We start from the raw sequence: 22,639 nt of genomic DNA on the forward strand, positions 1-22,639 counted from the left end.
GGAGTCGTTCAGTGGCCGTCGACGGGAGCGGGGCGCTCGCAGGTACTGGTCACCGGGAGTGCGTGGCCCTGGTCCGCCGCGTTCATGAGGGTGAGCATGATGTCCAGGACGTGGGCGGCGAGTGCGGCGGAGGCGCGGTGCGGGCGACCGGCCGACAGGGCCTCGGCGAGATCGGCGAGGCCGACGCCCCGCCCTGCGTCCGGAAAGCCCGCGGACACGGGCAGCGTCTCCCAGCCGTCGCCGCGGTGGATCTCGACGGCGCCGTCGAAGCCGTTCGGGTCGGGCACGGACAACGAGGCGTCGGTGCCGTGCAGTTCGATGCGCGGCAGCCGTGCGGCACGCATGTCGAAGCTCATGACCAGGGTGGACAGGGCCCCGCCTGCGTGCTCCAGGACGCCGGTGATGTGGGTGTCCACCTCCACGGGGAAGGAGTGCCCGACGCGGGGGCCGCTGCCGATGGTCCGCTCCGTACGCGGTCGGGAGGAGGCGCCGGTCACGCGGACCACCGGGCCCAGCAGGTGGATCAGGGCCGAGAGGTAGTAGGGCCCCATGTCGAGCAGGGGGCCGCCGCCCTTGCGGTAGTAGAACTCCGGGTCCGGGTGCCACTTCTCAGGGCCTGCGCTGGCCATGAAGGCGGTGGCCGCGACCGGCCTGCCTATCAGACCGTCGTCGACCGCCTTGCGCGCGGTCTGGGTGCCGGTACCGAGGACGGTGTCGGGTGCGCAGCCCACCCGCAGTCCGCGCCCGCTCGCCGCCGTCAGTACGGCGTCGGCCTCCTGGCGGCTGACCGCGAGGGGCTTCTCTCCGTACACGTGCTTGCCCGCGGCGAGCACCGCCAGCGTGACCTCCGCGTGCGCGGCCGGGATCGTGAGATTGAGGACGGCGTCGACGTCGTCCCTGACCACGAGGGCGGCGACGTCGGGCACCACGGCCACCTCGTGACGGGCCTGCATGGCGACCGCTTCCGCCCGGCCGGGGTCGAGGTCGGTGACGGCGGTCAGCCGCAGGGACGTCAGGCGCTCCAGTGTCGAGAGATAGGCGCCGCTGATCTTCCCCGCGCCCACGATGCCGATGTTCAAGGGCTTCAGCGGCTCGCCCACAGCAGTCCCCTCTCGGTCAACGTACGGACCTCCGGCTGGTCGAAGTCGTCGGGCTTGTGCCCGATGGTGGAGACGAACACCCGCCCCGCGCCCCAGGTCCTGGTCCACACGGCGGGCATCACCGCGGGCCGGTCACGGAGTTCGTCGGGCGGGAAGGTGGTGGTGGCCAGCACCTCGATGTGCGGGTCGGTGAGCACCCAGTACTGCTCGGTGTGCACGGCGAAGTCGTCGAGCCCCGCGATCACCGGGTGACCGGCGTGCTCGGGCGACAAGTGGTAGGTGTGGTCGGCGAAGCCGGGTGGATGCATCACGAACTTGCCGCCGGTCAGCAGGTGGTAGCCGTGGTCGTGGAAGGAGTCGACGATGCCGCCGTGCCAGCCGGCGAGGCCGGTGCCCGCGCGCACCGCGGCGGCCAGAGTGTCGCTCTGCTCCCGGGTGATGGTCCCCATGGTCCAGCACTGCACGATCAGGTCGGTGGCGGCCAGGCGCTCCGCGTCCTCGTACACCGCGAGGTCCTCGGAGGTGTCGACGACGAATCCGCTGCCCTTGAGGAACGGGACGAAGCCGTCGCTGATCGTCACGGGCTGATGCCCGTCCCAACCGCCGCGGACGACCAGCGCCCGCCGGATGTCGGTGGTCAAGGTGGTTGCACGCTCCCATCGGCGCCGCGTGTCGGTGCGGAATGCCCTGCGAACCTATGAATCTCCACCACAATTTGTCAATACGTTTTACGAAGTGCGGGCGGACAGGAATGCCCCGCACAAGCCGTGGTCGGGCCGGGGCCCTTCAGCCGCCGATGGGGAAGGTGCCCGGTGAGTCGTTCTGTACGGCCACCTGGCCCGGGAGCAGGTTCTGCACCGTGTTGCCGGTGAAGGTCCCGGTGCCGGTGACACCCGACGCGATCCAGATCCCCTGTTTCGCCGGTCCGTCGATCGTGTTGCCGGTCAGCGTCGCTCTCACGCGCGTGCGATCGATGTAGAGGCCGGCGCGGAGGGCCCCGCGCATGACATTGTCGCTCATCGTGACGTTCGTGTAGGTATCCGGGAACAGCGAGGTACTCGACGGCGAGCTGATCCGCACTCCGTGCCGGACACCGTTCCAACCACCGCCCCCGATCAGGACGTTCCCGCTGACCGTGGCGGACTCCAAGGGGTGTCCCGTATTGCCGTAGACGCCGATGTCCAGGGCGCTGTTGGACGACACACCGTTCACCAGGTTGTTCCTCATCTCGACCTGCCTGCCGCCGGCGATCCGGAGACCGTTGGCCCACCAGGGCGCGATCGCGGTGTTGTTCAGGATCTTCGCACCGCTCACCTGACCGTTGGTGCCGCCGGCGCCGGCGTCGGAATACGTCGCGAACGAGTCGTCACCGGTGCCGCGCGCGAAGTTGTTCTGCACCGTGATGTTGAGGCCGAGTTTGTCGGGATTCGGGGTGTTGCCGTTGTTGATGTTGAATCCGTCGCCGTAGGAGTCCGCGGTCCGGCTGTTCCGTACGACGCCGTTGGTACCCGACAGCCAGTTCGCGTCGGTGTGCCGCGTCCAGATCCGCTCGACCAACCAGCCACCCGCACCACTGGCGTTGATTCCGTAGTCCGCGCCACCGGGCCCGCCCACGTCACGCCAGGTGGCGTTCGAGTCGATCTGGATGTCCCTCAGCGTGGTGCCCGAGCCCACCAGGATCTGCGACCGCCAGGAGGCCGGAAGAGGCGGCTTGCGGTAGATGGTCGTGTACCACATACCGGCACCCTCCACCGTCACACCGGTGAGGTTCAGCGTCGTTCCCGAGAGGCTGTTCGTCAGGTATCTGCCCGCTGGAATCCACACCGACCTCCCCTGCGACCGGGCGGCGTCCACCGCGTTCTGGATGGCGGCCGTCGAGTCCTTGGTGAAGTTCGGGTCCGCGCCATACGTGACGACGGAGAGCGAATTGGCCGGCTGGGTCCGCGCGGCACCGACGTCTTCCAGGTCCACGGAGTCGATGTCGTAGACGGCAGCCGTATTGGCGGTGTCCTTCCGGAGCATGAGGGTGCTGCCGGCGGCGATCGGGGAACCCGTGACCCGGACGGGGAATTCGTTGTAGAAGCGGTAGGGCACTCCGCCGGCGTTGGGGTCGTCCGGGTTGGTGGTCGCATTGCGGTAGTTCCAGGCCTGCTTGGAGCTCAGCGTGATGGCCTGGCGGAACGTGCCGTTGACGTACAGGTTCAGTGACGCGTCGATGCCGCCGCCCGCCGCCGCATCGGGAATGGAGGCGCGGACCACAAGGGTGTTGGCCTGCTTGCCCGAGCTGTTCCTGACCGTCACCGCGTCACCGGTGGTCTTCAACTCGACGAGCGCATGGCCCGAGGCTTCCGTCTCCAGGGTTGCCGAAGTCGGCACCGTCGCCCCCGGCTTGATCGAGCGGAGGCGTGCGCCGCCGCCGAGCGTTCCGGTTTCGGCCTCGACCGTCACGAAGGGCGTGGTGGCGCCGGCCGCGGCCGCCACCGCCTCGACATCATCCCCGGCCTTGCTCTCCGCGTGTCCTTCGGTGCCGGGGAGAACGAGCAGAGCACCGGCGACAATGGACGCGACGCCAGAAAGCCAGATTGAGGGTCGTCGGATTCTTCGGTGCATGTGTCACCTCTTGAGAGGATTGAAGACAAGGGGGAACCAAGAGGCCATGAGCGCAGGCCACTTACTTCCGAACACGTCGATGACCTGCGCATGCCAATCAGGACGTGAAGGAGCAACCCAGGGCGGACAGATGGACGACAATCCGCCGCACACGCCCCTCGCTTGCTTCACCGAGCGCGCTCCGAAGCCTACCGACGACATCCCCATTATTCCATCGCCTTGATTAACTAACTTCTGGGGACGCAGTCCGGCTCGGGACGATGGCTATGATGCGGCGGGTGCCGGACGGGATGGCCGTCATCGATGAACGGGGCGTCCTGATGGAGATCGACTTCACCGGCCAGGTGATCGAATGGCGCGGGCCGGCGCCGTACTACTTCGTGCCCGTGCCGGACGAGGAGTCCGCCGACATCCGCGAGGTGGCCGCGATGGCCACGTACGGCTGGGGTGTGATCCCCGTCCAGGCCCGGATCGGCGAGGCCACCTTCGAGACGTCGCTCTTCCCCAAGGACGGCGGCTACCTGCTGCCGCTCAAGAACGCCGTGCGCAAGCCGCACGGACTCTCGGCGGGCGACGACGTGACCGTGCGGATGACCATCCGGCTCGGCGGCCCGTGAAGCCGACGGGCCGTCGTCGACTTCAGCGGGTGCCGAACGTGTCCAGTCGGATGACCTCCGGGTCGGGTCCGCTGCGCAGGCCGGTGTCGAGGCCGTCGATCGCGGCCACCTCGTCGGGCGTGAGGGTGAAGTCGAAGACGTCGAAGTTCTCCGCGATGCGGTGTGCCTTGACGGACTTCGGGATCGCGCACACACCGCGCTCGAGGTGCCAGCGCAGGACGATCTGCGCGGCCGTCCTGCCGTACTTGTCGGCGAGCGCGGTGACGACAGGCTCCTCCAGGGCGCTGCGGCCGCCGTTCGGTGCGTCGGCCCAGTAGCGGGTGATCCCGCCGATCGGCGACCAGGCCTGGGTGGCGATCCCGAACTCCTCGTGGACCTGGCGCAGTTCGCGCTGGATGAAGTACGGGTGCAGCTCGACCTGGTTGACCGACGGCACGACGTCGGTCCGCTCCATGAGGGTGCGCAGGAGCCCCGGGGTGTGGTTGGAGACGCCGATCGCCCGGACCCGGCCGTCGGCCAGCAGCTTCTGAGCGGCCTTGTAGGCGGCGAACCAGGGCTCGGGCTCCAACGGCGCCGGCTGGTGCAGCAGATACAGGTCGAGACGGTCCAGGCCCAGCTTCTCCAGGCTCGTGTCGAACGCCCGCAGCGCGGAGTCGTAGCCGTAGTCGGTCAGCCACAGTTTGGTCGTCACGAAGACCTCGTCACGCGCCACGCCTGAGCGCTTGATGCCGTCGCCGACCTGCTCCTCGTTCCGGTACGCGGCGGCGGTGTCGATCAGGCGGTAGCCGTCCCTCAGGGCGGTCTCGACCGCGGCGGCGGTCTCCTCCGGGGGGCTCTGGTAGACGCCGAGACCCAGGGCGGGCATCTCTACGCCGTTGTTCAGCTTGAGGAGGGGGGTGTTGGCGGTCATGTCTGTTCCTCGGGAGGTGCGGTGGGTGGGGATCAGGGTCGGACGAGGACCTTCAAGGCCTCGCGGTCGGTCATGGCGCGGTATCCGTCCGGCACCTCGTCCAGGCCGACCGTCCGGTCGAAGACACGGCCCGGCTCGATGCGGCCCTCCAGTACGTCGGGCAGGAGTTCCTCGATGTAGGCGCGGGCCGGGGCGACACCACCGGTGAGGGTCAGGTTCTTCATGAACTCCGGGAATCCCAGCGGGACTTCGCCGTACTGCGGTGCGCCGACCCGGCTCACCGTGCCACCGTCGCGGACCACGCCAAGACCCATCTCCAGGGCGGGCAGCGTCCCGACGCACTCCAGCACGGTGTGGGTGCCATCGCCGCCGGTCAACTCCCGGACCCGCTCGATGCCTTCCTCGCCCCGCTCGGCGACGACGTCGGTGGCGCCGAAGTCCCGGCCCAGATCGGTGCGGTCCCGGTGCCGGCCCATGAGCACGATCCGCTCGGCACCGAGCCGCCTGGCGGCCAGTACGGCGGACAGGCCCACGGCGCCGTCGCCGATCACCGTCACGGTCGTACGAGGACCGACGCCTGCCGTGACGGCACAGTGGTGGCCGGTGCAGAACACGTCGGAGAGGGTGAGCAGCGAGGGCAGCAGGGCCGAGTCCTCGGCCACCGGCAGCCTGACCAGCGTGCCCTGCGCCTGCGGAACGCGCACCGCCTCGCCCTGGCCGCCGTCGATGCCGTCGCGCCCCCAGGAACCGCCGTGCCGGCAGGACGTGTGCAGCCCCTCGGCGCAGAAGTCGCAGGTGTTGTCGGCCCAGACGAAGGGGGCGACGACCAGGTCCCCGCGCTTCAGCCCGGAGACGTCCGAGCCGAGTTCCTCGACCACACCGAGGAACTCATGGCCCATGCGCTGGCCGTGCTCGGTGACGGGCAGGGAGCCGTAGGGCCACAGGTCGCTGCCGCAGACGCAGGAGCGCAGGACGCGCACGACGGCGTCGGTGGGCTGCTGGATCTTCGGGTCCGGAACGTTCTCGACCCGGACGTCTCCGGCGCCGTACATCAGGGTTGCTCGCATGAGGGTTCTTTCCTTGTGCCTTGTGCTGGACGTGGATGTGACAAACCGTCAGAAGCGGCCGCCCCGCGGGCCGGGCAGGGCGTCGGGTTCGCGGTGCAGGGTCCTTCCACGATGGGCTCGAACCGGATGGCCGCGCTCCTGGCGCTCCGCCATTCGGCGTAGCAGGGCGTGGGGCCCGCCGGACACGCTCCCGTTCAGGCTCGTCACACCCGCCTACGGGCCGGTCACCGGCGCCGTTGTTCGACCTTCGTTTCCGGCTGCCCGGCGGGCCGGGGCGCCGTCAGGTCGAGCAGGAGCATGGCGTCGTGATCGGGGGTGCCGGGTTCGGCGGTGTACACGCCGAGGCGTTGGCCCGGCGTGTCCTCCAGGTGCATGCTCTGGCCGCTGAGGGTCAGGATGCCGACCTCGGGGTGGTGGAACGTCTTCTGCGTCTTCTTGCGCCCGACCACGTCGTAGCGCTCCCACAGTTTGGCGAAGTCGGGGCTCTTGAGCAGGAGTTCGCCCACCAGGCTGGTGAGGTCGGGGGCGTCCGGGTCGATGCCGGCCTGGGTGCGGAGCCGGGCGACGCAGCCGCGTACCTGGTGGTCCCAGTCGGGGAAGAGGGTGCGCGCGGTGGGGTGGAGGAAGAGGTAGCGGGCGAGGTTGCGCTGCGGGGCGGGCCAGTCGGCGAGGCCCGCGTACAGGGCGAGACCGCCGGGGTTCCAGGCGAGCAGGTCCATGCTGCGGCTGATGATGTACGTGGGGTTCGGCCGCATCGTCTCCAGCAGCAGCCTCAGGTGCGGGCCCACGGTCCGGCTGGGCGGCGGCGGAGGCTCGGGCGCGTACCGGGCGGCCCGGGCGGCGAGCTCGCGCAGATGCTGGTGCTCCGCGTCGTCGAGGTGCAGGGCACGGGCGAGGGCGTCGAGCACGGAGGGGCTGGGGCGGGTCTCCTTGCCGCGCTCCAGGCGGACGTAGTAGTCGATACTCATGCCGGCGAGCGTGGCCAGTTCCTCGCGGCGCAGGCCCGGGGTGCGGCGCAGGCCGGGGCCCACGGTGAGGCCGACCTGGTCGGGGCTGGTCTGGGTGCGGCGGGCACGCAGGAACTGGCCCAGCTCCATGCCAGCGCCACCACTGCTGCTCTGCCGGGATGCCATAACGCCAGTGTCACACCGCCCTGACCTGCATGACAGGCGTGTGGGGAGCCCTGTCATTACCCCCCGACACCGCTCCCCGGCACAGCCCGGCCTGCCACCGCGGCCGAAAGGGCACGAGGCTCGATTCCTGTCAGCAGCCCGCCTTCCCGCGGTAGGAGATCGTCCGTGTCCGTGTCCGCCTCGCCCGCACCACCGCGCACCGGAGAGGCCGGTCTGCCACCGCGGAGCACGTCCGGTGAGCGCATGGCGCTGTCCGCCGTACTGCTCGGCTTCTTCACGATCATGGTCGACGCGATGATCGTGAACGTCGCCCTGCCCTCGATCGGGCGCGGCTTCGGCACCGGGATGACCGGCCTGCAATGGGTGGTGGACGGCTACACGCTCGCCTTCGCCGCGTTCCTGCTGTCCGCCGGCGCGATCAGCGACCGCGTCGGGGCCCGCCAGGCGTTCGCCGTCGGGCTGGCCCTGTTCGTCGCGGCATCCGCGGTGTGCGGGCTCGCGCCGGATCTGGGAGTTCTGGTGGCCGCGCGGCTGGTGCAGGGAGCCGGGGCCGCGATGGTCGTCCCGTCCTCCCTCGCTCTGCTCCGGGAGACCTTTCCCGACCCGGCGGCCCGGGCGAGGGCCATCGCCCTGTGGGGCGTGAGCGGCTCCGTGGGCGCGGCCGCCGGCCCGGTGGCCGGCGGACTGCTCACGTTGATCGACTGGCGGATGATCTTCTTCGTCAATCTGCCCGTCGGGGCGGTGGCCCTGGCGCTGCTCGGGCGCGCCCGGCCCTCCCCGCGCCGGCAGGTGCCCTTCGACTGGGCCGGCCAGGTGGCCGCCGTCGCCACCATGGGTGCGCTGACCTACGCGGTCATCGAGGCCGGCGCCGACGGGTTCGGCGCCGCGCAGGCCCTGACCGCGTTCGCCGTGGCGGTCGTGGCCGCCGTCGTCTATCTGATCGCACAGGCCCGTGGCCTGCATCCGATGACGCCGCTGTCACTGCTCCGCTCCCGCACCATGTCGCTCTCCGTCGCCATCGGGTTCGCCCTGAACGTCGGCTTCTACGGGATGATCTTCCTGCTCGGGCTGTATCTGCAGCAGGTGCACGGACTGAGCGCGCTCGCCACCGGCGCGGCATTCCTGCCGATGACCGTGCTCACCTCCTTCATGGGCCCCGTCGCCGCCCGGCTGACCGTGCGCCTCGGTGCGCGGATGCCGGTGAGCACCGGCCAGTCCCTGATGGCCGTCGGTCTGCTCGCGATGGTGGCTGTGCCCGGCGGTGCGCCGATTTGGCTGTCGGTGGTGCTGATGGTGCCCGTCGGCGCAGGTGGCGCGATGGCCGTGACCGCGCTGACGGCGCTGCTGCTGGAGAGCGTGCCCGCCGAGCGGGCCGGTGTCGCCGGCGGTGTACTGAACGCAGCTCGTCAGCTCGGTGGCGCCCTGGCCGTCGCCGTCTTCGGCGCGCTGGTCGCCGACCGGACGGGGTTCGTCGCCGGCCTGCACACCAGTCTCCTGATCGCCGCGTCGACCGTGGCGGCGAGCGTCGTGGCCACCTGGCTTCTCAAGCCCGTCCGGCGCGCACAGTGATCGCCCCGGCCCCGGACCCGTACGCACGAAAGGCAGTTCCCATGCAGAACGTCACCCTGAACACCGGCGTCGAGATGCCGATCCTCGGCTTCGGCGTCTACCAGATCGCCCCGGAGCAGACCGAACAGGCCGTCACCGACGCCCTGGCCGCCGGCTACCGGCTGCTCGACACCGCGGCCGCCTACGGCAACGAGGAGGCCGTCGGCAGGGCCATCACGAAAAGCGGGATCCCGCGCGAGGAACTGTTCGTCACCACCAAGCTGTGGGTGCAGGACACCGGCGAGGAGAACACCGAGCGCGCCTTCGAGACCTCGCTGGGCAAGCTCGGCCTGGACCACCTCGACCTGTACCTGATCCACCAGCCCTACGGCGACGTCCACGGCTCCTGGCGTGCCATGGAGAGCCTGTACCGCGAGGGCCGGGCCAAGGCGATCGGCGTCTCCAACTTCCACCCCGACCGGCTCGTCGACCTCATCGACCGCAACGAGATCACGCCCGCGGTCAACCAGATCGAGACCCACCCGTTCCACCAGCGCACCGCCGACCAGGAGTTGATGCGCGAGCGGGGCGTGCAGATCGAGTCGTGGGGCGGGTTCGCCGAGGGCAAGAACAACCTCTTCACCCACCCGGTGCTCAGCGGTATCGCCGACGCGCACGGAAGGTCCGTGGCGCAGATCGTGCTCCGCTGGCTCGTCCAGCGGGAAGTCGTCGCCATCCCCAAGTCGGTCCGCGCCGACCGGATGAAGGAGAACATCGACGTCTTCGACTTCGAGCTCAGCGACGACCAGATGGCGTCCATCGCCACCCTGGACACCGGCACCTCGCTGTTCTTCGACCACCGCGACCCGGCGATGGTCAGCCGGATCGGCAACGCCCGCATCCACGACTGACCCGGCCGCACGTGACAGTGATGACCCCCTCCGACCGCACCGGCCCCACCCTGGGGCGACGCACGCTCCTCGGCGGCGTACTCCTGGGCGGAGCGACCGTCATGACCGGTGTCCAGCTCACCGGCTGCTCCGCTCCCCCGTCCGACGGGACCGCGCCGGACTCCCCCGGCCGCCCCGCCTCCACGGCCTCGCCGGGAAAGCGGGTCCTGCTGGCCTACTTCTCCAGGCCGGGCGAGAACTACCACTACGGCGGGCGCACCGACCTCAGGACCGGCAACACCGAAGTCCTCGCCAGGATGATCGACGAGCGCATCGACTGCGACCTGCACCGCATCGAAGCCGCCGACCCCTACCCCGAGGACTACGAGGAGACCGTCGCCCGCAATGTCCGCGAGCAGGACGCCGATGCGCGACCGGCCGTCGCCCACGTCCTGCCCTCGATCGAGCGCTACGACACGGTACTGCTGGGCAGCCCCATATGGAACGTTCGAGCCCCCATGATCATGACTGCCTTCACCGAGCGGTACGACTTCCGCGGCAAGACCGTCTTTCCGTTCACGACCCATGCCATGAGCGGACTGGGCAACACCGAACGCGACTACGCGGCTTCCTGCCCGGGCGCGACCATCGGGGAGGGACTGGCGGTGCGCGGAGAGGAAGTCCGGGAAGCCGATGCCCAAGTCCGGGCGTGGCTGCGGCGCATCGGCGTTCTCGAGGACTGATCGTCACAGCTCAGGTCGCCGGGAACGGTGGGCCCGGCTTCGGCGACCGCCGCCGGAGCCGCCGACGACACCGCACCGGGACAGCGGTGTTCAACCCTTCGGTTGAACGCGGATTCGATCCTTCGCGCGTCCGATCGCTGCGAACGGGCGACGCGCGGGCCCTTCGTGACTGCCGACAATGGGCGGTGCCCAGGCGCCAGGGCGTTGTACACCCCCATCAGAGAGGTCCACTCCCCATGTCCAGCTTCCCCAGCAGACGACATGTCCTCGCCACCGGCGCCGGCCTCGGTCTCGGCGCGCTCGGCGCGACCGCGACCCCGGCGAGTGCCGCTCCCACCACGTCCCGCGGCGGCGGGCCCGAGGAGACCAGGACGCTCGACGAGCTCTACCGGGCCGCCCTCGGGGAGGGCGGCAAGCTCGTCATCTACGCCGGCGGCGACACCCCGACCCAGCAGGACGCGACGAGGGCTGCCTTCACGAACCGGTTCCCGGACATCGACCTGACGCTGATCGTCGACTACAGCAAGTACCACGACGTCCGCGTGGACAACCAGTTCGCCACCGGCACCCTCGTCCCCGACGTCGTACAGCTCCAGACCCTCCAGGACTTCACGCGCTGGAACGAGGAGGGCAGGCTGCTGCGCTACAAGCCGGCCGGGTTCTCCAAGGTCCACGACGCGTTCAAGGACCCGCAGGGTGCGTGGGTGGCCATCGCCGCGATCGCGTTCAGCTTCATGTACGGTCCGGCGGCGGTCGGTTCGGACGTCCCCCGCACCCCGCTCGACCTCGTCGACCCGAAGTGGAAGGGGCGGATCGCCTCGTCGTACCCGCACGACGACGACGCGGTCCTCTACCTGTACTCCCTGTACGCGCAGAGGTACGGCTGGGAGTGGGTGGCCAAACTCGCCGCCCAGGACCCGCGGTTCGCCCGGGGCAGCAACTCACCGGGAGCCGCGGTGACCGCCGGAGAGAAGGCGATCGGTATCGGCGGCTCGGGCTCACTGGCCGCTCCGGCGTCCTCGCCGACGAGGTTCGTCGTCCCCGACGGGCACCCGTTCATGTCCTGGGGACAGCGGGCGGCGATCCTGAAGCAGGCCGGGAACCGGACCGCCGCCAAGCTCTACCTCAACTGGCAGTTGTCCACCGGTCAGCAGCAGGCGTCCTTCAACGGCTGGACCGTACGCACCGACGTCACTCCCTCGGCGCCCCTGAAGCAGATCTGGGAGTACCCGAACGGGAACCTGGACGGCTTTCCGCGCTTCATGGCGGACCGTGCAGCGGTCGAGCGCTGGAAGCAGACCTTCGCCCTGTACTTCGGCGAGGTCAAGGGCGACCCGACGCCCGGTTGGCTCGGACTGCACCCGGGGGCATAGCCGGGGGGGGCGGGGCTGTCGGCCGGCGCACCGGGAGCGGTGACCGGCGGCCCCGGTCTTCACATGCCTCCTACAGGCGGCGGATAGACTCGGACGCCCTGTCCGAGTGGATCATGTGCCCAGGGGGTTTGTCGTGACCGACCGCGACCCCGCCCACAGTCCGCCGCCGGCTCGGGGAACGGGAACCCGCTTCGCTCTGGGCCAGATCCCGCACTTCGTGCTCTTCGTCGTCGTCGGCGCCGCCCTGTTCCGGCTCTCGCGACTACAGGTCGCGCTGTGCTGGGAGATCGTGACCATCAGCGGGCTTCTCGCCCTCGGATACGCGGCGGTCCTGGTGCTGTGGACAGGACTCGGTCCGCTCGCCCGCCATTGCTGGGTCACGGCGCTGATCCTCCTCTGGGCGGTCCTCGTGACCCTTGCCCCACCCCCGCTGACCGGCGCATACGCCTGGTGCGCCCTGCCGATGGCCTGTCTGGCCCTGCGCGCCATGGGCCGTGCGGTCATGGCCGAACTGGCCGCGATCACGATCGTTCTGATCGGCCTGCTCACCCGCAGCGCGGGCTCCTTCGATCCGGAGCTGGTCCTGATTCCCGTCGCCGCCGTGTGGGGCACCGTGGCGCTGTACCGGGCGCTCCAACGCGACGCCACGGAACGCCAACGGCTGCTGACGGAGCTGCAAGGCACACGTCACGTGCTGGCCGAGGAGCAGCGCAGGGCCGGTGTGCTGAAGGAACGCGAACGCATCGCCAGGGACCTGCACGACACACTCGCCCAGGAACTCGCCGGCCATCTGATGCTGCTGCACGCGGCGGAGCGGGACCTGAAGGAACGGCCCGAGGCCGCGCGGGCCAGGGTGCGGGCGGCCGTCGACGGCTTGGACGCGGGTCTCGCCGAGACCCGGCGGATGATCCGCGACCTCACGCCGGCCACGGTCGCCGAGGCGGGTCTGGAGGGGTCGCTGCGGCTGCTGTGCGACCGTGCGCAGGAGCAGGGAACGGCCGCCCGGGTGCAGTTCCGCTCGGTGGGAGCCCATCGTCCGGAGCTGGACGCCCCGTCCGCCACCGCGCTGTTCCGGGTGGCACAGGGCATGCTGGCGAACGTACGGGAACACGCACACGCCATGAACCTGCTGGTGACGCTCCACCACCACCCCGACCGTGTCGAACTGGAGCTCTACGACGACGGCGTCGGCTTCGTCCCCGCCGGCGCGGGCCACGTCTCCCCATCGGGTCGGGGCGTGGGCCTCCCCGCGGCCCGGGCGAGGCTCTGTGAGTACGGCGGTGACCTCGACGTCGTCAGCACACCGGGCCGGGGGACCAGAGTCCGCGCCACTCTGCCCGCCCACCCACAGTCCGGCACGACCGTGCCGACGTCGACTGCGATGGCCCGATGACCGCCACCCTGCGCCTCGTGATCGCCGACGACCATGTGGTGGTGCGGGCCGGGCTGCGGGCCCTGCTGGAGGGCGAGCCGGACCTCGAAGTGATCGCGGAGGCGGGCAGCGGGGAGGAGGCCGTCCGTCTGGCCGTCGAGCTTGCGCCCGACATCGTGCTGATGGATCTGCGGTTCGGGGGCAACGGCCATGGCCTCGACGGCGTCGAAGCCGTCCGGCGGCTGGCCGCGGAGTCACCGGGCCTGCCCGTGGTGATGCTGACCAGCTACTCCGGCCGCGTCGATGTCGTACGCGCGCTGGAGGCCGGGGCCCGCGGATACGTCCTCAAGGCGGGTCCGCCCGAGGAACTGTTCCGGGCCGTGCGCAGTGCCGCGGCCGGGGGGATGGGGCTGGCGCCGGAGATCGTCGGCGATCTCGTCGGTCAAGTGGTCGACCTGCGATCCGACTTGACGCGTCGGGAGAGGGACGTCGTCCGGTTGATGGCCGACGGGCACAGCAATCGCTCCATCGCCGAGGCCCTGTTCCTGAGCGAGGCGACCATCAAGACGCACCTGGTGCGCATCTACCGGAAACTCGGCGTCGACAACAGGGCCGCGGCCGTCTCCGAAGCCGCCCGCAGAGGCTTTCTCGACCTCACGCCGTAGCGAGGCGCGACGATGGATTGATGGTGTGTCAGCGGGCCAGGTGACGGCTGATGACCAGCCGCTGGATCTGGTTCGTCCCTTCGAAGATCTGCATGATCTTCGCCTCGCGCATATAGCGCTCGACGGGGAAGTCCCGTGTGTAGCCGTAGCCGCCCAGTACCTGGACGGCGTCGGTGGTGACCTTCATCGCGGCGTCCGTGGCGATCAGCTTGGCCACGCTGGCCTGGCGGCTGAAGGGGCGGCCGAGGTCGCGGCGGCGGGCGGCGTCCAGATAGGTGGCGCGGGCGGAGTCCACCGCCGCGGCCATGTCGGCGAGCAGGAAACCCAGTCCCTGGTGGTCGACGATCTTCCGGCCGAAGGTGGTGCGCTCGTTGGCGTAGGCGACGGCCGTGTCCAGGGCCGCCTGGGCGAGCCCCGTCGCGCAGGCGGCGATGCCCAGCCGGCCGCAGTCCAGGGCGCTGAAAGCGATCTCCAGGCCCTGGCCCTCCGCCCCGATCAGCCGGTCGGCGTCGATGACCGCGCCGTCCCACATGGCCGAGGCGGTCGGGACGGCGTGCAGGCCCATCTTGCGTTCGGGCCTGCCGAAGCTGAGGCCTTCCGCCGCGCCGGGGGCGAGGAAGCAGGAGATGCCGTGGCTGCCCGGCGCGGTGCGGGCGAACAGGGCGTAGAAGTCGGCCTTGCCTCCATGGGTGATCCACGCCTTGGTCCCGGTGACGCGGTAGCCGTCCGGTACGCGTTCCGCCTTGCAGGCCAGGGCCGCCGCGTCCGAGCCGGCCTGCGCTTCCGAGAGGCTGTAGCCGCCGAGGAGCTCACCGGCCAGCATGCGGGGCAGCCAGCGCTCCTGTTGAGCCGGGGTGCCGAACGCGTACAGCGGGTGGCAGGCCAGGGTGTGCACGCTGGTGGCGACCGCGACCGCGGCCCACTGGCTCGCCAGCTCCTCCAGAACCTGCAGGTACACCTCGTACGGCTGACCGCCGCCGCCTTGCTCCTCCGGGTAGGGCAGACCCAGCAGACCGGACCGGCCGAGGACGTCGAACAGGCCTTCCGGATAGGTCTCCTCGGCCTCGTGCTCCTCGACCCGCTTGCCGAGTTCCTTCTCGGCGAGCTCGCGGGTCAGAGCGATCAGGTCTTCTGCTTCTTGGGTGGGAAGCATGCGGTCGACGGCCATCACGGCTCCAAGTGGTACTCAAAACGGTACGCCAGTACCTCTTAGAGTAGCGCGTCCGGGCGTGATGTCACCCCTGTCATCGGGCGCGACGGATACCCAGGGACGGCGGCCTGGGATACTGACCGGATGATCAAGGCCTCCGCTCCGACCGGCCCCAAGCTCACCGGCCGAGGCGCCGCCCGGCGCTCCGAGCTCTTCGAGGCGCTGGTGGCACTGCTGACCAAGGAAGGTTTCGCCCGCTTCACGCTCGACGACCTGGCCGCACGCCTGCGGTGTTCCAAGCGCACCCTGTACGGGCTGGCCGGGAGCAAGGAACAGCTGGTCCGGGCCGTGGTGGTGCACTTCTTCCGGGGCGCGACCGAGCGGGTCGACGCCGCCCTGGCCGCCGAGAGCGATCCGGCCGGCCGGCTGCCGGCCTACCTCCACGCCGTGGCGGCGGAACTCAGCCCCCTGTCACCGCAGTTCTTCGACGACGTGGCCGGATTCGAGCCCGCCGCGGACGTCTACGAACGCAACACGCGGGCAGCCGCCCGCCGGGTGGAGCAGCTGATCGAGGAAGGCGTCGAGGCCGGCGTGTACCGCGAGGTGCATGTGGCGTTCGCCGCCGACGTCATCACCTCGGTGATGGTCCGCATCCAGAACCGCCAGGTCACCGCCGCCACCGGCCTCGGTGACGCCGAGGCCTACGCCCAGCTCGCCGAACTCCTGCAACACGGCCTGGTCCGCCAGTCACGCTGCGGTCAGGCCCGGCACAGGCAGAACGGGTGACCGGCCGGGTCCGCGTACACGCGCCAGCCGCGGCTGCCGTCCTTGTCGTCCAGGTCGAGCGGGGTGGCGCCGAGGGCCAGCACGTGGGGCTCGGCCGCTTCGATGTCCGGCACGGTGAAGTCCAGGTGCAGTTGCTGGGAGTTGTGGTCGGCGCGCGGCCAGTCCGGCGGCCGGTGGTCCGGGACCCGCTGGAAGGAGATGCGGTGTCCGCCGGGGACGTGGAGGTCGTACCAGTCGTCGTCGTACTGCTTCACCTCACCGCCGAGCACTCCCGCGTAGAACTTTGCGAGGGCGGGAGGGTCCGGGCAGTCCAGGGCTACGAGGCAGTACGTCGCGATGGCCATGATCGTCCCTTCGGTCGTCCGCTCAGAGGTCCTTCAGCGCGGGCAGCGGTTTCTTCTCGGCCCAGTCCAGGAAGGGGAGTTGGTGGTCGCCGCCGACCTGGACCAGGGCGACCTCGGTGAATCCGGCGGTGACGAAGGGGCGTACGGCGTCCACGAAGGTGTCGACGTCGTCGCCGCACGGGATCGTCTCCGCGACGCCCTGGGGCCGGGTGTACCGGGTGGCCGTGTCGAAGCTCGCCGGTCCGGGCAGTTCGGAGTTGACGGGCCAGCCGCCGAGGGACCAGCGGAACTGTTCGCGGGCCCGCCGGACCGCGGCGTCCCGGTCGGGGTCGCAGGTCGAAGAGCCGGGCGTTCTCCACGTCGAAGTGCGGGCCGTGGTGGTTGACGTGCGTGCCGTCGAACAGCGCGCGGATGATCTCCACGGCCTCTTCCACCGCCGGGTGGTAACGGGTCGTCGGACAGGTCACATACGTCATGAGGGGGATCGTGGAGGTGGCCGGCGCCGCGGCGCCGAGGACGGTCCACGCGTACGGGGCGTGGCCCTGTTCCTCCAGCCAGGGGAAGTAGTGGTCGGACGTGACCGAGAAGTCGAATCCGGCCTGCTCGGTCATCATCGCGTATCCGATTTGCACCATATTTTCCTACTAGCCGTTCGGGGATCCCCGAAACGTTCTCCTCGCGGGCGGCACCCGAGCTCCCCGAACGATCAGTCGGGTTCGCCGGCCCCGGCGAGGACGCCGTACAGGATGGTGTCGAGCGCGCCGTCGAGGCGGTCGCGCAGGTCGAACGGAGCGGGCTCCGCCCGAACCCAGCGCAGCACGGCGGAGAAGTAGCAGGCGGCCAGCATGGTGCCGGTCTGCTCGGGGTCGACGCCGGTCCTGGTCTCTCCGCGCAGGCACCCCTGCTGGACGATCTTCGCCAGCTCGGTCTCCAGTGACCGGTCCTGGAGGAGGCCGCCGAACCGGGCGGAGGCATCCATCAGGACGGCGGTCTCCGCACGGGAGGAGACATTGAGGTCGGCCATTTCGCGGAGGTAGCGGCGCAGCCGGTCTCCGACCGAGAGGCCCTCGCCGTTCTGCGCACCGAGGATCTCCGCGGCGCGGGCCCGACGCCGGGCGCCCCACTCCTCCAGGAAGCCGACCTTCTGGGAGAAGTGGTTGAAGACGGTGGCCCGGGCGACATCGGCGGTCTCGGCGATCTGTTCCATGGTCGTCGCCTCGTACCCCTGCGAGACGAACAGGTCCAGCGCGGCGGCGTAGAGCTGATCACGTACCTGCTGCCGCTTGCGCTCACGGCGCCCGCCGGGCGCGGCGACCGGTTCCGACACGGCTTCTGCCTCCGGGATCTTCATGGCCTCCAGTACAGCACGGCGTGCACGGGTATTGACCCCGCTCGCACCATCTCTTTAGATTGCGCTCCATCGGTGGACTCCAGTCCATCAATGGATGGCGGTCTCGTAACGCATGAGTGCGGGACGCGAACAGGAGGCAGCGTGGCTTCCGTACTTTCCCCAGCAGGCCGGGCCGACCTCGGCCACGGCTGCTTCGCCTGGACAGCGGGCGCAGCGGGATGGGGGATGAGCAACGCCGGGCTGGTCACCGGCCGGGGCGAGTCCCTCCTCGTCGACACCCTCTTCGACCTGCGGCTGACCCGGGCCATGCTCGACGGGCTGGCGCCGGTGACCGATCACGCACCGATCTCGGCGGTGGTCAACACACACGGCAACGGCGATCACTGGTTCGGCAACCAGCTCGTGGCCCATGCGGAGATCATCGCGGCCCGCGGGACGCTGACCGACATGCGGCAGGTGGGGCCGGCCGAGATGCGGGCGCTGATCGCCGAGGAGAGCACGGGCGGGCGGTTCGCCCGCCGGATCTTCGGCCGCTTCGAGTACTCCGGCATCGACGGTGTGCTCCCGAACCGGATCTACGACGGCGAGGAGGTCCTGGACATCGGCGGGACCGAAGTCCGCCTGATCGATGTCGGCCCCGCGCACAGCGCCGGGGACACGATCGTCCATGTTCCGCGGGCGCGGACCGTCTACACCGGCGACATCGTCTTCGCCGGGTCCACGCCCGTGGTGTGGCACGGCCCGTTCGCCAACTGGCTCGCCGCCTGCGACCTCCTGCTCGGCCTGGACGTCGACACCGTCGTGCCCGGACACGGCCCGGTCACCACCAAGGACACCGTGCGCGACGTCCGCGACTACCTGATGTACGTCCATCAGCAGGCGAGCGCTCGCTTCACCGCCGGAATGCCCGCCGAGGAAGCCGCCCGTGACATCCGCCTCGGACGCTTCGCCGACCTCGACGAGAGCGAACGCCTCGCGGTCAACGTGCACACCGTCTACCGGGAGCTCGACCCCGCCCTGTCGCCGCTCGAAGGCCCCCGGCTCTTCGACCGCATGGGCGACCTCGCCTCCCACTCCCCCTGCCCCGGTCACTGAGCCGCGTCAGCCCCGGCCCCTCCACCTCCTCGGCCGCATCCCCCGGCCATGTGCCGCACCCATCAAGGAGGAGACATGGTCTCCAGCCCCGCCTACGACCCGCCCACCGTCCCATCCGCCGGCCCGTCCGACGCCCCGCCCGTCCGGCACACCGGCACGATCGTCGTGGCCTGCCTGGCGGTCTGCCTCGCCCAGATCGGCCTCGTCCTGCCCGCCGCGATCAACGGCGTCATCCAGCGCTCCCTCCAGACCTCCGGCGCCGAACTCACCTGGATCAGCGACGCCTTCCTCGTCCCCGCCGCCGTCCTGGCGCTGACCTTCGGTGTCGTGGGCGACCTGTACGGCCGTAAGAAGCTGCTGGTGGGCGGCGCCCTGCTGGCAGCGGTCGGCTATCTGGTCTCCGCCACCTCCGACTCGGCGGCGCAGCTGATCACCGGACAGGCGCTCTCCGGCATCGGTGCCGCGGCCCTCTTCCCCGCCTCCCTCGCCATGATCACCGCAGGCACCACGACCCCGGCCGCCCGCGCCCGCGGCCTGGCCTCCTGGACCACCGCGCTGTCGCTCGGCGCCTTCATCGCCCCGCTGTTGTCCGGCGCGGTCGTCGAACACACCTCCTTCCACTGGGCGTTCGCCGTCACCGGCGTCCTCGCGCTCATCACCGCGGTCGTGGCCTGGCTCCTCACCGCCGAGTCCAGCGCCCCCGAAGGCCGTTCGCTGGACTGGCCCGGTCAGATCACCATCGCCCTCGCCCTGCTGACGTTGCTGTACGGCATCATCCAGGGCCCCACCGACGGCTGGGGATCGGTGCCCGTCGTCGCCTCATTCGTAGCCGCCGCCCTGATGCTGGGGGCCTTCGTCGTGGCCGAGACCCGCAGCGCCTCGCCGATGCTGCGCCTGGAGCTGTTCCGGATCCGCGCCTTCGCGGCGTCGGCGGCCATGGCGGTGATCGGCATGTTCGGCTTCCTCGGCGGCGCGTACGACCTGAGCATCCGCCTCGGCGTCATCCAGCACCAGAGTCCGCTGCGGGCCGCTGTGCCGTTCCTGATCATCCAGGGCATCACCCCGTTCATCTGGCCGCTCCTGGCCCGTCTGCTGCACAAGGTCGGCCCCGGTCCGATGCTCGTCACCGGCTTCACCGCCCTGGCCGCCGCCCAACTGTGGCTGCGTGCCGTGCCGGTGCACGAGACCGGCATCCCCGCACTCCTCGGCCCGCTCGTCCTCAACGGCGTCGGGTTCGGCCTGGTCGTCGCCGCGATCACCGCGGCCGCCGTCAACGTCGTTCCGCCCCACCTCACCGGCATGGCCAGCGCCACCACCAGCCTGGTCCGCGACCTCGGCCAGACCCTCGGCCCGGCCCTCGTCGGCGCCGTCGCGCTCGCCATGGCCGCCGACCAGCTCACCGGCAGCCTGCGCGCGGCGCCGCTCACCCCCGCCGAACACGGCACCGCGACGGCGATCCTGGACGCGGGCGGCCCCCTGGCCCTGCACACCGCGGACCTCGGCCCGCTCAGCGCCAAGATCGCCCCGTTCACCGAGCGTGCCCTGACCGACGGATACAACAACGGACTCCTGCTCACCGCCGCCGCCTGCGTGGCCGCCGCCGTGATCGCCGCCGTCTTCCTCGGCGTCAGGCCACGCGGCACCGAACTCACCGGAACAGAAGGGCACCAGGCATGAGGTACGCGACGTTCCTGTACGACGGCAAGCAGCAGTCGGGGGTCGTGGTCGACGATCAGGTGTACCCGTTCGACAACCCCGGGGAACTCCTGGAGCACATCGAGGAGGGCGAGCACAGCCTGCGCACCGCCGCCACCCGCGCCCTGAACCGGTCCGTCCCCCTGGCCCTCACCGACGTAGGGCTGCTGCCCCCGCTGCAGCCGCCCACCGTGCGGGACTTCATGACCTTCGAGAGCCATGTCGCGGGCATCGCCCAGGGATACGGCGACACGGTCCCCGCCGAGTGGTACACCGCCCCCGCCTTCTACTTCACCAACCCGTACGCCGTTGTCGGCGCGCACGACGACGTCCCCGTCCCGCCGGGCTGCGAGCGCTTCGACTTCGAGCTCGAAGTGGCCGCCGTCATCGGCAGGGCCGGCCGGGACCTCACCCCCGAACAGGCCCGCGAACACATCATCGGCTACACCGTCCTCAACGACTGGTCCGCCCGCGATCTTCAAGGCCGTGAGATGAAGGTGAAACTCGGCCCGGCCAAGGGCAAGGACACCGCCACCACCCTCGGCCCCTGGCTGGTGACCGCCGACGAGCTCGAACCCCACCGGGACTCCGACGGCTTCCTCGACCTCCTGCTGACCGTCGAGGTCAACGGAGAAGGCGTCGGACAGGACAGCCTCGCCAACATGGCGTGGACGTTCGAGGAGATGGTGGCCTACGCATCCCGCGGGACATGGATCCGCCCCGGCGACGTCCTGGGCTCCGGCACCTGCGGCAACGGCGGCTGTCTGGCCGAACTCTGGGGCCGCCACGGCGGCTTGCCGGAACCACCCCCGCTCGCTCCCGGAGACACCGTCACCATGACCGTCCAGGGCATCGGAACCATCAGCAACACGGTCGTCGAAGGCGTTCCGCCCGTACGGGTCCCGCACGCCCGGCGCAGACACTGATCGTGCTGTCGTGGTCCTGCACTCCTCGTCGGCCCGGTCACCGACCCGGAACTATCCCGCGGGTGGCACCTGATCGTTCCGCAGTGCTGTGAACAGGGCCCGTGCCCGTCGCTCGTCCCATTTCACCGCGCTGCCCTTGGGGGTGCGGAGATCGGGATCGGCGACGGGCACGTTGAGCTGGGTACCCTTCCCCGACGCGGTCGTCCGCATCGCCTCGAACAGCGAGACCAGGTCGGGCAGTTCGGTGCCCTTGTCCACGATCAGCGTGTCCAGTCCCGCGCCGGCCGTGGGCAGCGACTTGGTCGGGTCGAGGAGAGTGGACGGCGTGGCCGCCTTCTGCGCGAGCGCGGCCAGGAACTTCTGCTGGTTGCGGGTGCGCCCCAGGTCCCCCTGGGCCTCCTGCTTGCGCTGCCGTACGAACGCCAGCGCCTCGGCGCCGTCGAGCGTCTGGCAGCCTTTGGGCAGGTCGGCGCCCGAGTCCTTGTCCTTCACGGCCCGCTCCAGGCACATGTCGACTCCGCCCACCGCGTCGACGACGCCCACGAAGCCGGCGAAGCCGATCTCCGCGTAGTGGTCGACGCGCACCCCGGTGTTGCGTTCCACGGTACGGATGAGCAGGTCGGGGCCGCCGAGCGAGAACGCCGCGTTGAGCTTGTTCGGTGCGGCGGCGTAGCTCCTGCCGGTGTCCGGGTCGACGTACGGCGGGAGGGTCACCCACGAGTCGCGGGGCAGGCTCAGCATCGTGGTGCCGCCGGCTCCGGTGTGCAGCAGGATCATCGAGTCGGTGCGGCGGCCCTCGGTCGAGCCGGTGTTCAGGTCCTTCTGGTCCTTCAGTGACAGGCCCTCACGGCTGTCGGAGCCCACGACCAGGTAATTGGTGCCCTCGCCGAGCGGCGCACGGCCGGTGAGCGCGCCGAGGTCGACCTCCTGGTTGAGGCGGGTGTCGGCCCAGACGTACATGCCGACGCCCGAGAGCGGCAGCGCGGCCGACAGGACGGCCACCGTCCACATCACGCGGCGGCGTCTGGTGCGGCGGCGCCCTGGGGTTCGGCTGCGGCGGTCGTAGGCGCTCTGGTCGTAGCGGCCGGGGGTGGCGGGCGAGGGCATGCCGGGGAGGGGAGCCGTGCGGGTCGAGGGCGGGGGCACCGCCGGTGACGGTGGCGCAGCGCCCGGCACCGCTCTCACCGCCCACCGGTCTCCCGCCCGGTGGTCTCCTGGATGGTCGGTCCAGTCGTTCATCCACCCGTCCCGCTGGTCTGCTCGA

The 22,639-nt window shown here is 70.5% G+C and carries 21 protein-coding genes and 1 pseudogene; 11 read left to right on the forward strand and 11 right to left on the reverse strand.

Features of this window, described 5'->3' with window-relative positions; translation table 11 throughout:
• Window positions 1-8: 8 nt before the first annotated feature.
• The 3 genes from ACIHFB_RS15025 to ACIHFB_RS15035 form a co-directional block, all read right to left on the reverse strand.
• Window positions 9-1,100: a Gfo/Idh/MocA family oxidoreductase gene (locus tag ACIHFB_RS15025; protein ID WP_365285722.1), complete on the reverse strand. Its 1,092-nt coding sequence runs from the start codon at window positions 1,098-1,100 to the stop codon at window positions 9-11.
• Window positions 1,085-1,741 carry a ThuA domain-containing protein gene (locus ACIHFB_RS15030; protein WP_365285720.1) on the reverse strand — a complete coding sequence of 219 codons (657 nt, stop codon included), beginning with the start codon at window positions 1,739-1,741 and terminating at the stop codon, window positions 1,085-1,087. The genes ACIHFB_RS15025 and ACIHFB_RS15030 overlap by 16 nt, the downstream gene beginning before the upstream one ends.
• A 145-nt stretch (window positions 1,742-1,886) precedes the next feature.
• Window positions 1,887-3,710: a glycosyl hydrolase family 28-related protein gene (locus ACIHFB_RS15035; protein ID WP_400126988.1), complete on the reverse strand. Its 1,824-nt coding sequence runs from the start codon at window positions 3,708-3,710 to the stop codon at window positions 1,887-1,889.
• 320 nt (window positions 3,711-4,030) lie between these two features.
• Between ACIHFB_RS15035 and ACIHFB_RS15040 the strand changes: the two genes are divergently transcribed.
• A complete protein-coding gene (locus ACIHFB_RS15040) occupies window positions 4,031-4,327 on the forward strand; it encodes a DUF1905 domain-containing protein (protein ID WP_400127165.1) in 297 nt (98 codons plus the stop codon).
• A 22-nt stretch (window positions 4,328-4,349) separates the two neighbouring features.
• On the opposite strand, the gene ACIHFB_RS15045 is transcribed toward ACIHFB_RS15040, so the two are convergent.
• The 3 genes from ACIHFB_RS15045 to ACIHFB_RS15055 form a co-directional block, all read right to left on the reverse strand.
• The gene (locus ACIHFB_RS15045; protein ID WP_400126989.1) at window positions 4,350-5,237 is read right to left on the reverse strand and encodes an aldo/keto reductase; all 888 of its coding nucleotides are present in this window, start codon (window positions 5,235-5,237) and stop codon (window positions 4,350-4,352) included.
• Between the two features lie 32 nt (window positions 5,238-5,269).
• Window positions 5,270-6,304 (reverse strand): zinc-dependent alcohol dehydrogenase family protein, encoded by a 1,035-nt coding sequence (locus tag ACIHFB_RS15050; protein WP_400126990.1) that lies wholly within the window; start codon window positions 6,302-6,304, stop codon window positions 5,270-5,272.
• 224 nt (window positions 6,305-6,528) lie between these two features.
• The gene (locus ACIHFB_RS15055; RefSeq protein ID WP_365286000.1) at window positions 6,529-7,437 is read right to left on the reverse strand and encodes a helix-turn-helix transcriptional regulator; all 909 of its coding nucleotides are present in this window, start codon (window positions 7,435-7,437) and stop codon (window positions 6,529-6,531) included.
• A 165-nt stretch (window positions 7,438-7,602) separates the two neighbouring features.
• Here ACIHFB_RS15055 and ACIHFB_RS15060 point away from each other — a divergent pair, with 165 nt between their 5' ends.
• The 6 genes from ACIHFB_RS15060 (at window position 7,603) to ACIHFB_RS15085 (ending at window position 14,028) form a co-directional block, all read left to right on the forward strand.
• Window positions 7,603-9,006, forward strand: a complete 1,404-nt coding sequence (locus tag ACIHFB_RS15060) for an MFS transporter (protein ID WP_400126991.1) — start codon at window positions 7,603-7,605, stop codon at window positions 9,004-9,006.
• Between the two features lie 41 nt (window positions 9,007-9,047).
• Window positions 9,048-9,896 carry an aldo/keto reductase gene (locus tag ACIHFB_RS15065; RefSeq protein ID WP_365286004.1) on the forward strand — a complete coding sequence of 283 codons (849 nt, stop codon included), beginning with the start codon at window positions 9,048-9,050 and terminating at the stop codon, window positions 9,894-9,896.
• A gap of 20 nt (window positions 9,897-9,916) precedes the next feature.
• A complete protein-coding gene (locus ACIHFB_RS15070; RefSeq protein ID WP_400127167.1) occupies window positions 9,917-10,618 on the forward strand; it encodes a flavodoxin in 702 nt (233 codons plus the stop codon).
• A gap of 236 nt (window positions 10,619-10,854) precedes the next feature.
• Window positions 10,855-11,991, forward strand: coding sequence for an ABC transporter substrate-binding protein (locus tag ACIHFB_RS15075; RefSeq protein WP_400126992.1), 1,137 nt, complete (start codon window positions 10,855-10,857; stop codon window positions 11,989-11,991).
• A gap of 133 nt (window positions 11,992-12,124) precedes the next feature.
• Window positions 12,125-13,384: a sensor histidine kinase gene (locus ACIHFB_RS15080; protein WP_365286008.1), complete on the forward strand. Its 1,260-nt coding sequence runs from the start codon at window positions 12,125-12,127 to the stop codon at window positions 13,382-13,384.
• Complete coding sequence (locus ACIHFB_RS15085; RefSeq protein ID WP_365286010.1) at window positions 13,381-14,028, forward strand: response regulator transcription factor; 648 nt, start codon at window positions 13,381-13,383, stop codon at window positions 14,026-14,028. The genes ACIHFB_RS15080 and ACIHFB_RS15085 overlap by 4 nt, the downstream gene beginning before the upstream one ends.
• Before the next feature lie 28 nt (window positions 14,029-14,056).
• Here ACIHFB_RS15085 and ACIHFB_RS15090 read toward each other — a convergent pair whose 3' ends face one another.
• Window positions 14,057-15,196 carry an acyl-CoA dehydrogenase family protein gene (locus ACIHFB_RS15090; RefSeq protein WP_365286012.1) on the reverse strand — a complete coding sequence of 380 codons (1,140 nt, stop codon included), beginning with the start codon at window positions 15,194-15,196 and terminating at the stop codon, window positions 14,057-14,059.
• Window positions 15,197-15,322: 126 nt separating this feature from the next.
• Here ACIHFB_RS15090 and ACIHFB_RS15095 point away from each other — a divergent pair, with 126 nt between their 5' ends.
• A complete protein-coding gene (locus ACIHFB_RS15095; RefSeq protein WP_365286014.1) occupies window positions 15,323-15,964 on the forward strand; it encodes a TetR/AcrR family transcriptional regulator in 642 nt (213 codons plus the stop codon).
• Here ACIHFB_RS15095 and ACIHFB_RS15100 read toward each other — a convergent pair.
• The 3 genes and pseudogenes from ACIHFB_RS15100 to ACIHFB_RS15110 all read right to left on the reverse strand — a co-directional run bounded on the left by ACIHFB_RS15100 (window position 15,937) and on the right by ACIHFB_RS15110 (window position 17,659).
• Window positions 15,937-16,308 carry a VOC family protein gene (locus ACIHFB_RS15100; RefSeq protein ID WP_365286016.1) on the reverse strand — a complete coding sequence of 124 codons (372 nt, stop codon included), beginning with the start codon at window positions 16,306-16,308 and terminating at the stop codon, window positions 15,937-15,939. The genes ACIHFB_RS15095 and ACIHFB_RS15100 overlap by 28 nt on opposite strands.
• A gap of 22 nt (window positions 16,309-16,330) precedes the next feature.
• Window positions 16,331-16,943: pseudogene (locus ACIHFB_RS15105) on the reverse strand (LLM class flavin-dependent oxidoreductase).
• Window positions 16,944-17,014: 71 nt separating this feature from the next.
• Window positions 17,015-17,659: a TetR/AcrR family transcriptional regulator gene (locus ACIHFB_RS15110; RefSeq protein WP_365286018.1), complete on the reverse strand. Its 645-nt coding sequence runs from the start codon at window positions 17,657-17,659 to the stop codon at window positions 17,015-17,017.
• A gap of 141 nt (window positions 17,660-17,800) precedes the next feature.
• Here ACIHFB_RS15110 and ACIHFB_RS15115 point away from each other — a divergent pair, with 141 nt between their 5' ends.
• From ACIHFB_RS15115 to ACIHFB_RS15125, 3 genes are all read left to right on the forward strand, one after another.
• The gene (locus ACIHFB_RS15115) at window positions 17,801-18,754 is read left to right on the forward strand and encodes an MBL fold metallo-hydrolase (protein ID WP_400126993.1); all 954 of its coding nucleotides are present in this window, start codon (window positions 17,801-17,803) and stop codon (window positions 18,752-18,754) included.
• 75 nt (window positions 18,755-18,829) lie between these two features.
• Window positions 18,830-20,431 carry an MFS transporter gene (locus ACIHFB_RS15120; RefSeq protein ID WP_400126994.1) on the forward strand — a complete coding sequence of 534 codons (1,602 nt, stop codon included), beginning with the start codon at window positions 18,830-18,832 and terminating at the stop codon, window positions 20,429-20,431.
• Complete coding sequence (locus ACIHFB_RS15125) at window positions 20,428-21,375, forward strand: fumarylacetoacetate hydrolase family protein (RefSeq protein ID WP_365286024.1); 948 nt, start codon at window positions 20,428-20,430, stop codon at window positions 21,373-21,375. The genes ACIHFB_RS15120 and ACIHFB_RS15125 overlap by 4 nt, the downstream gene beginning before the upstream one ends.
• Window positions 21,376-21,426: 51 nt before the next feature.
• On the opposite strand, the gene ACIHFB_RS15130 is transcribed toward ACIHFB_RS15125, so the two are convergent.
• Window positions 21,427-22,614 (reverse strand): LCP family protein, encoded by a 1,188-nt coding sequence (locus tag ACIHFB_RS15130; RefSeq protein WP_400126995.1) that lies wholly within the window; start codon window positions 22,612-22,614, stop codon window positions 21,427-21,429.
• Window positions 22,615-22,639: the final 25 nt, after the last annotated feature.

Source organism: Streptomyces sp. NPDC051963, from assembly GCF_044593495.1.
Taxonomy (GTDB): Bacteria; Actinomycetota; Actinomycetes; order Streptomycetales; family Streptomycetaceae; genus Streptomyces.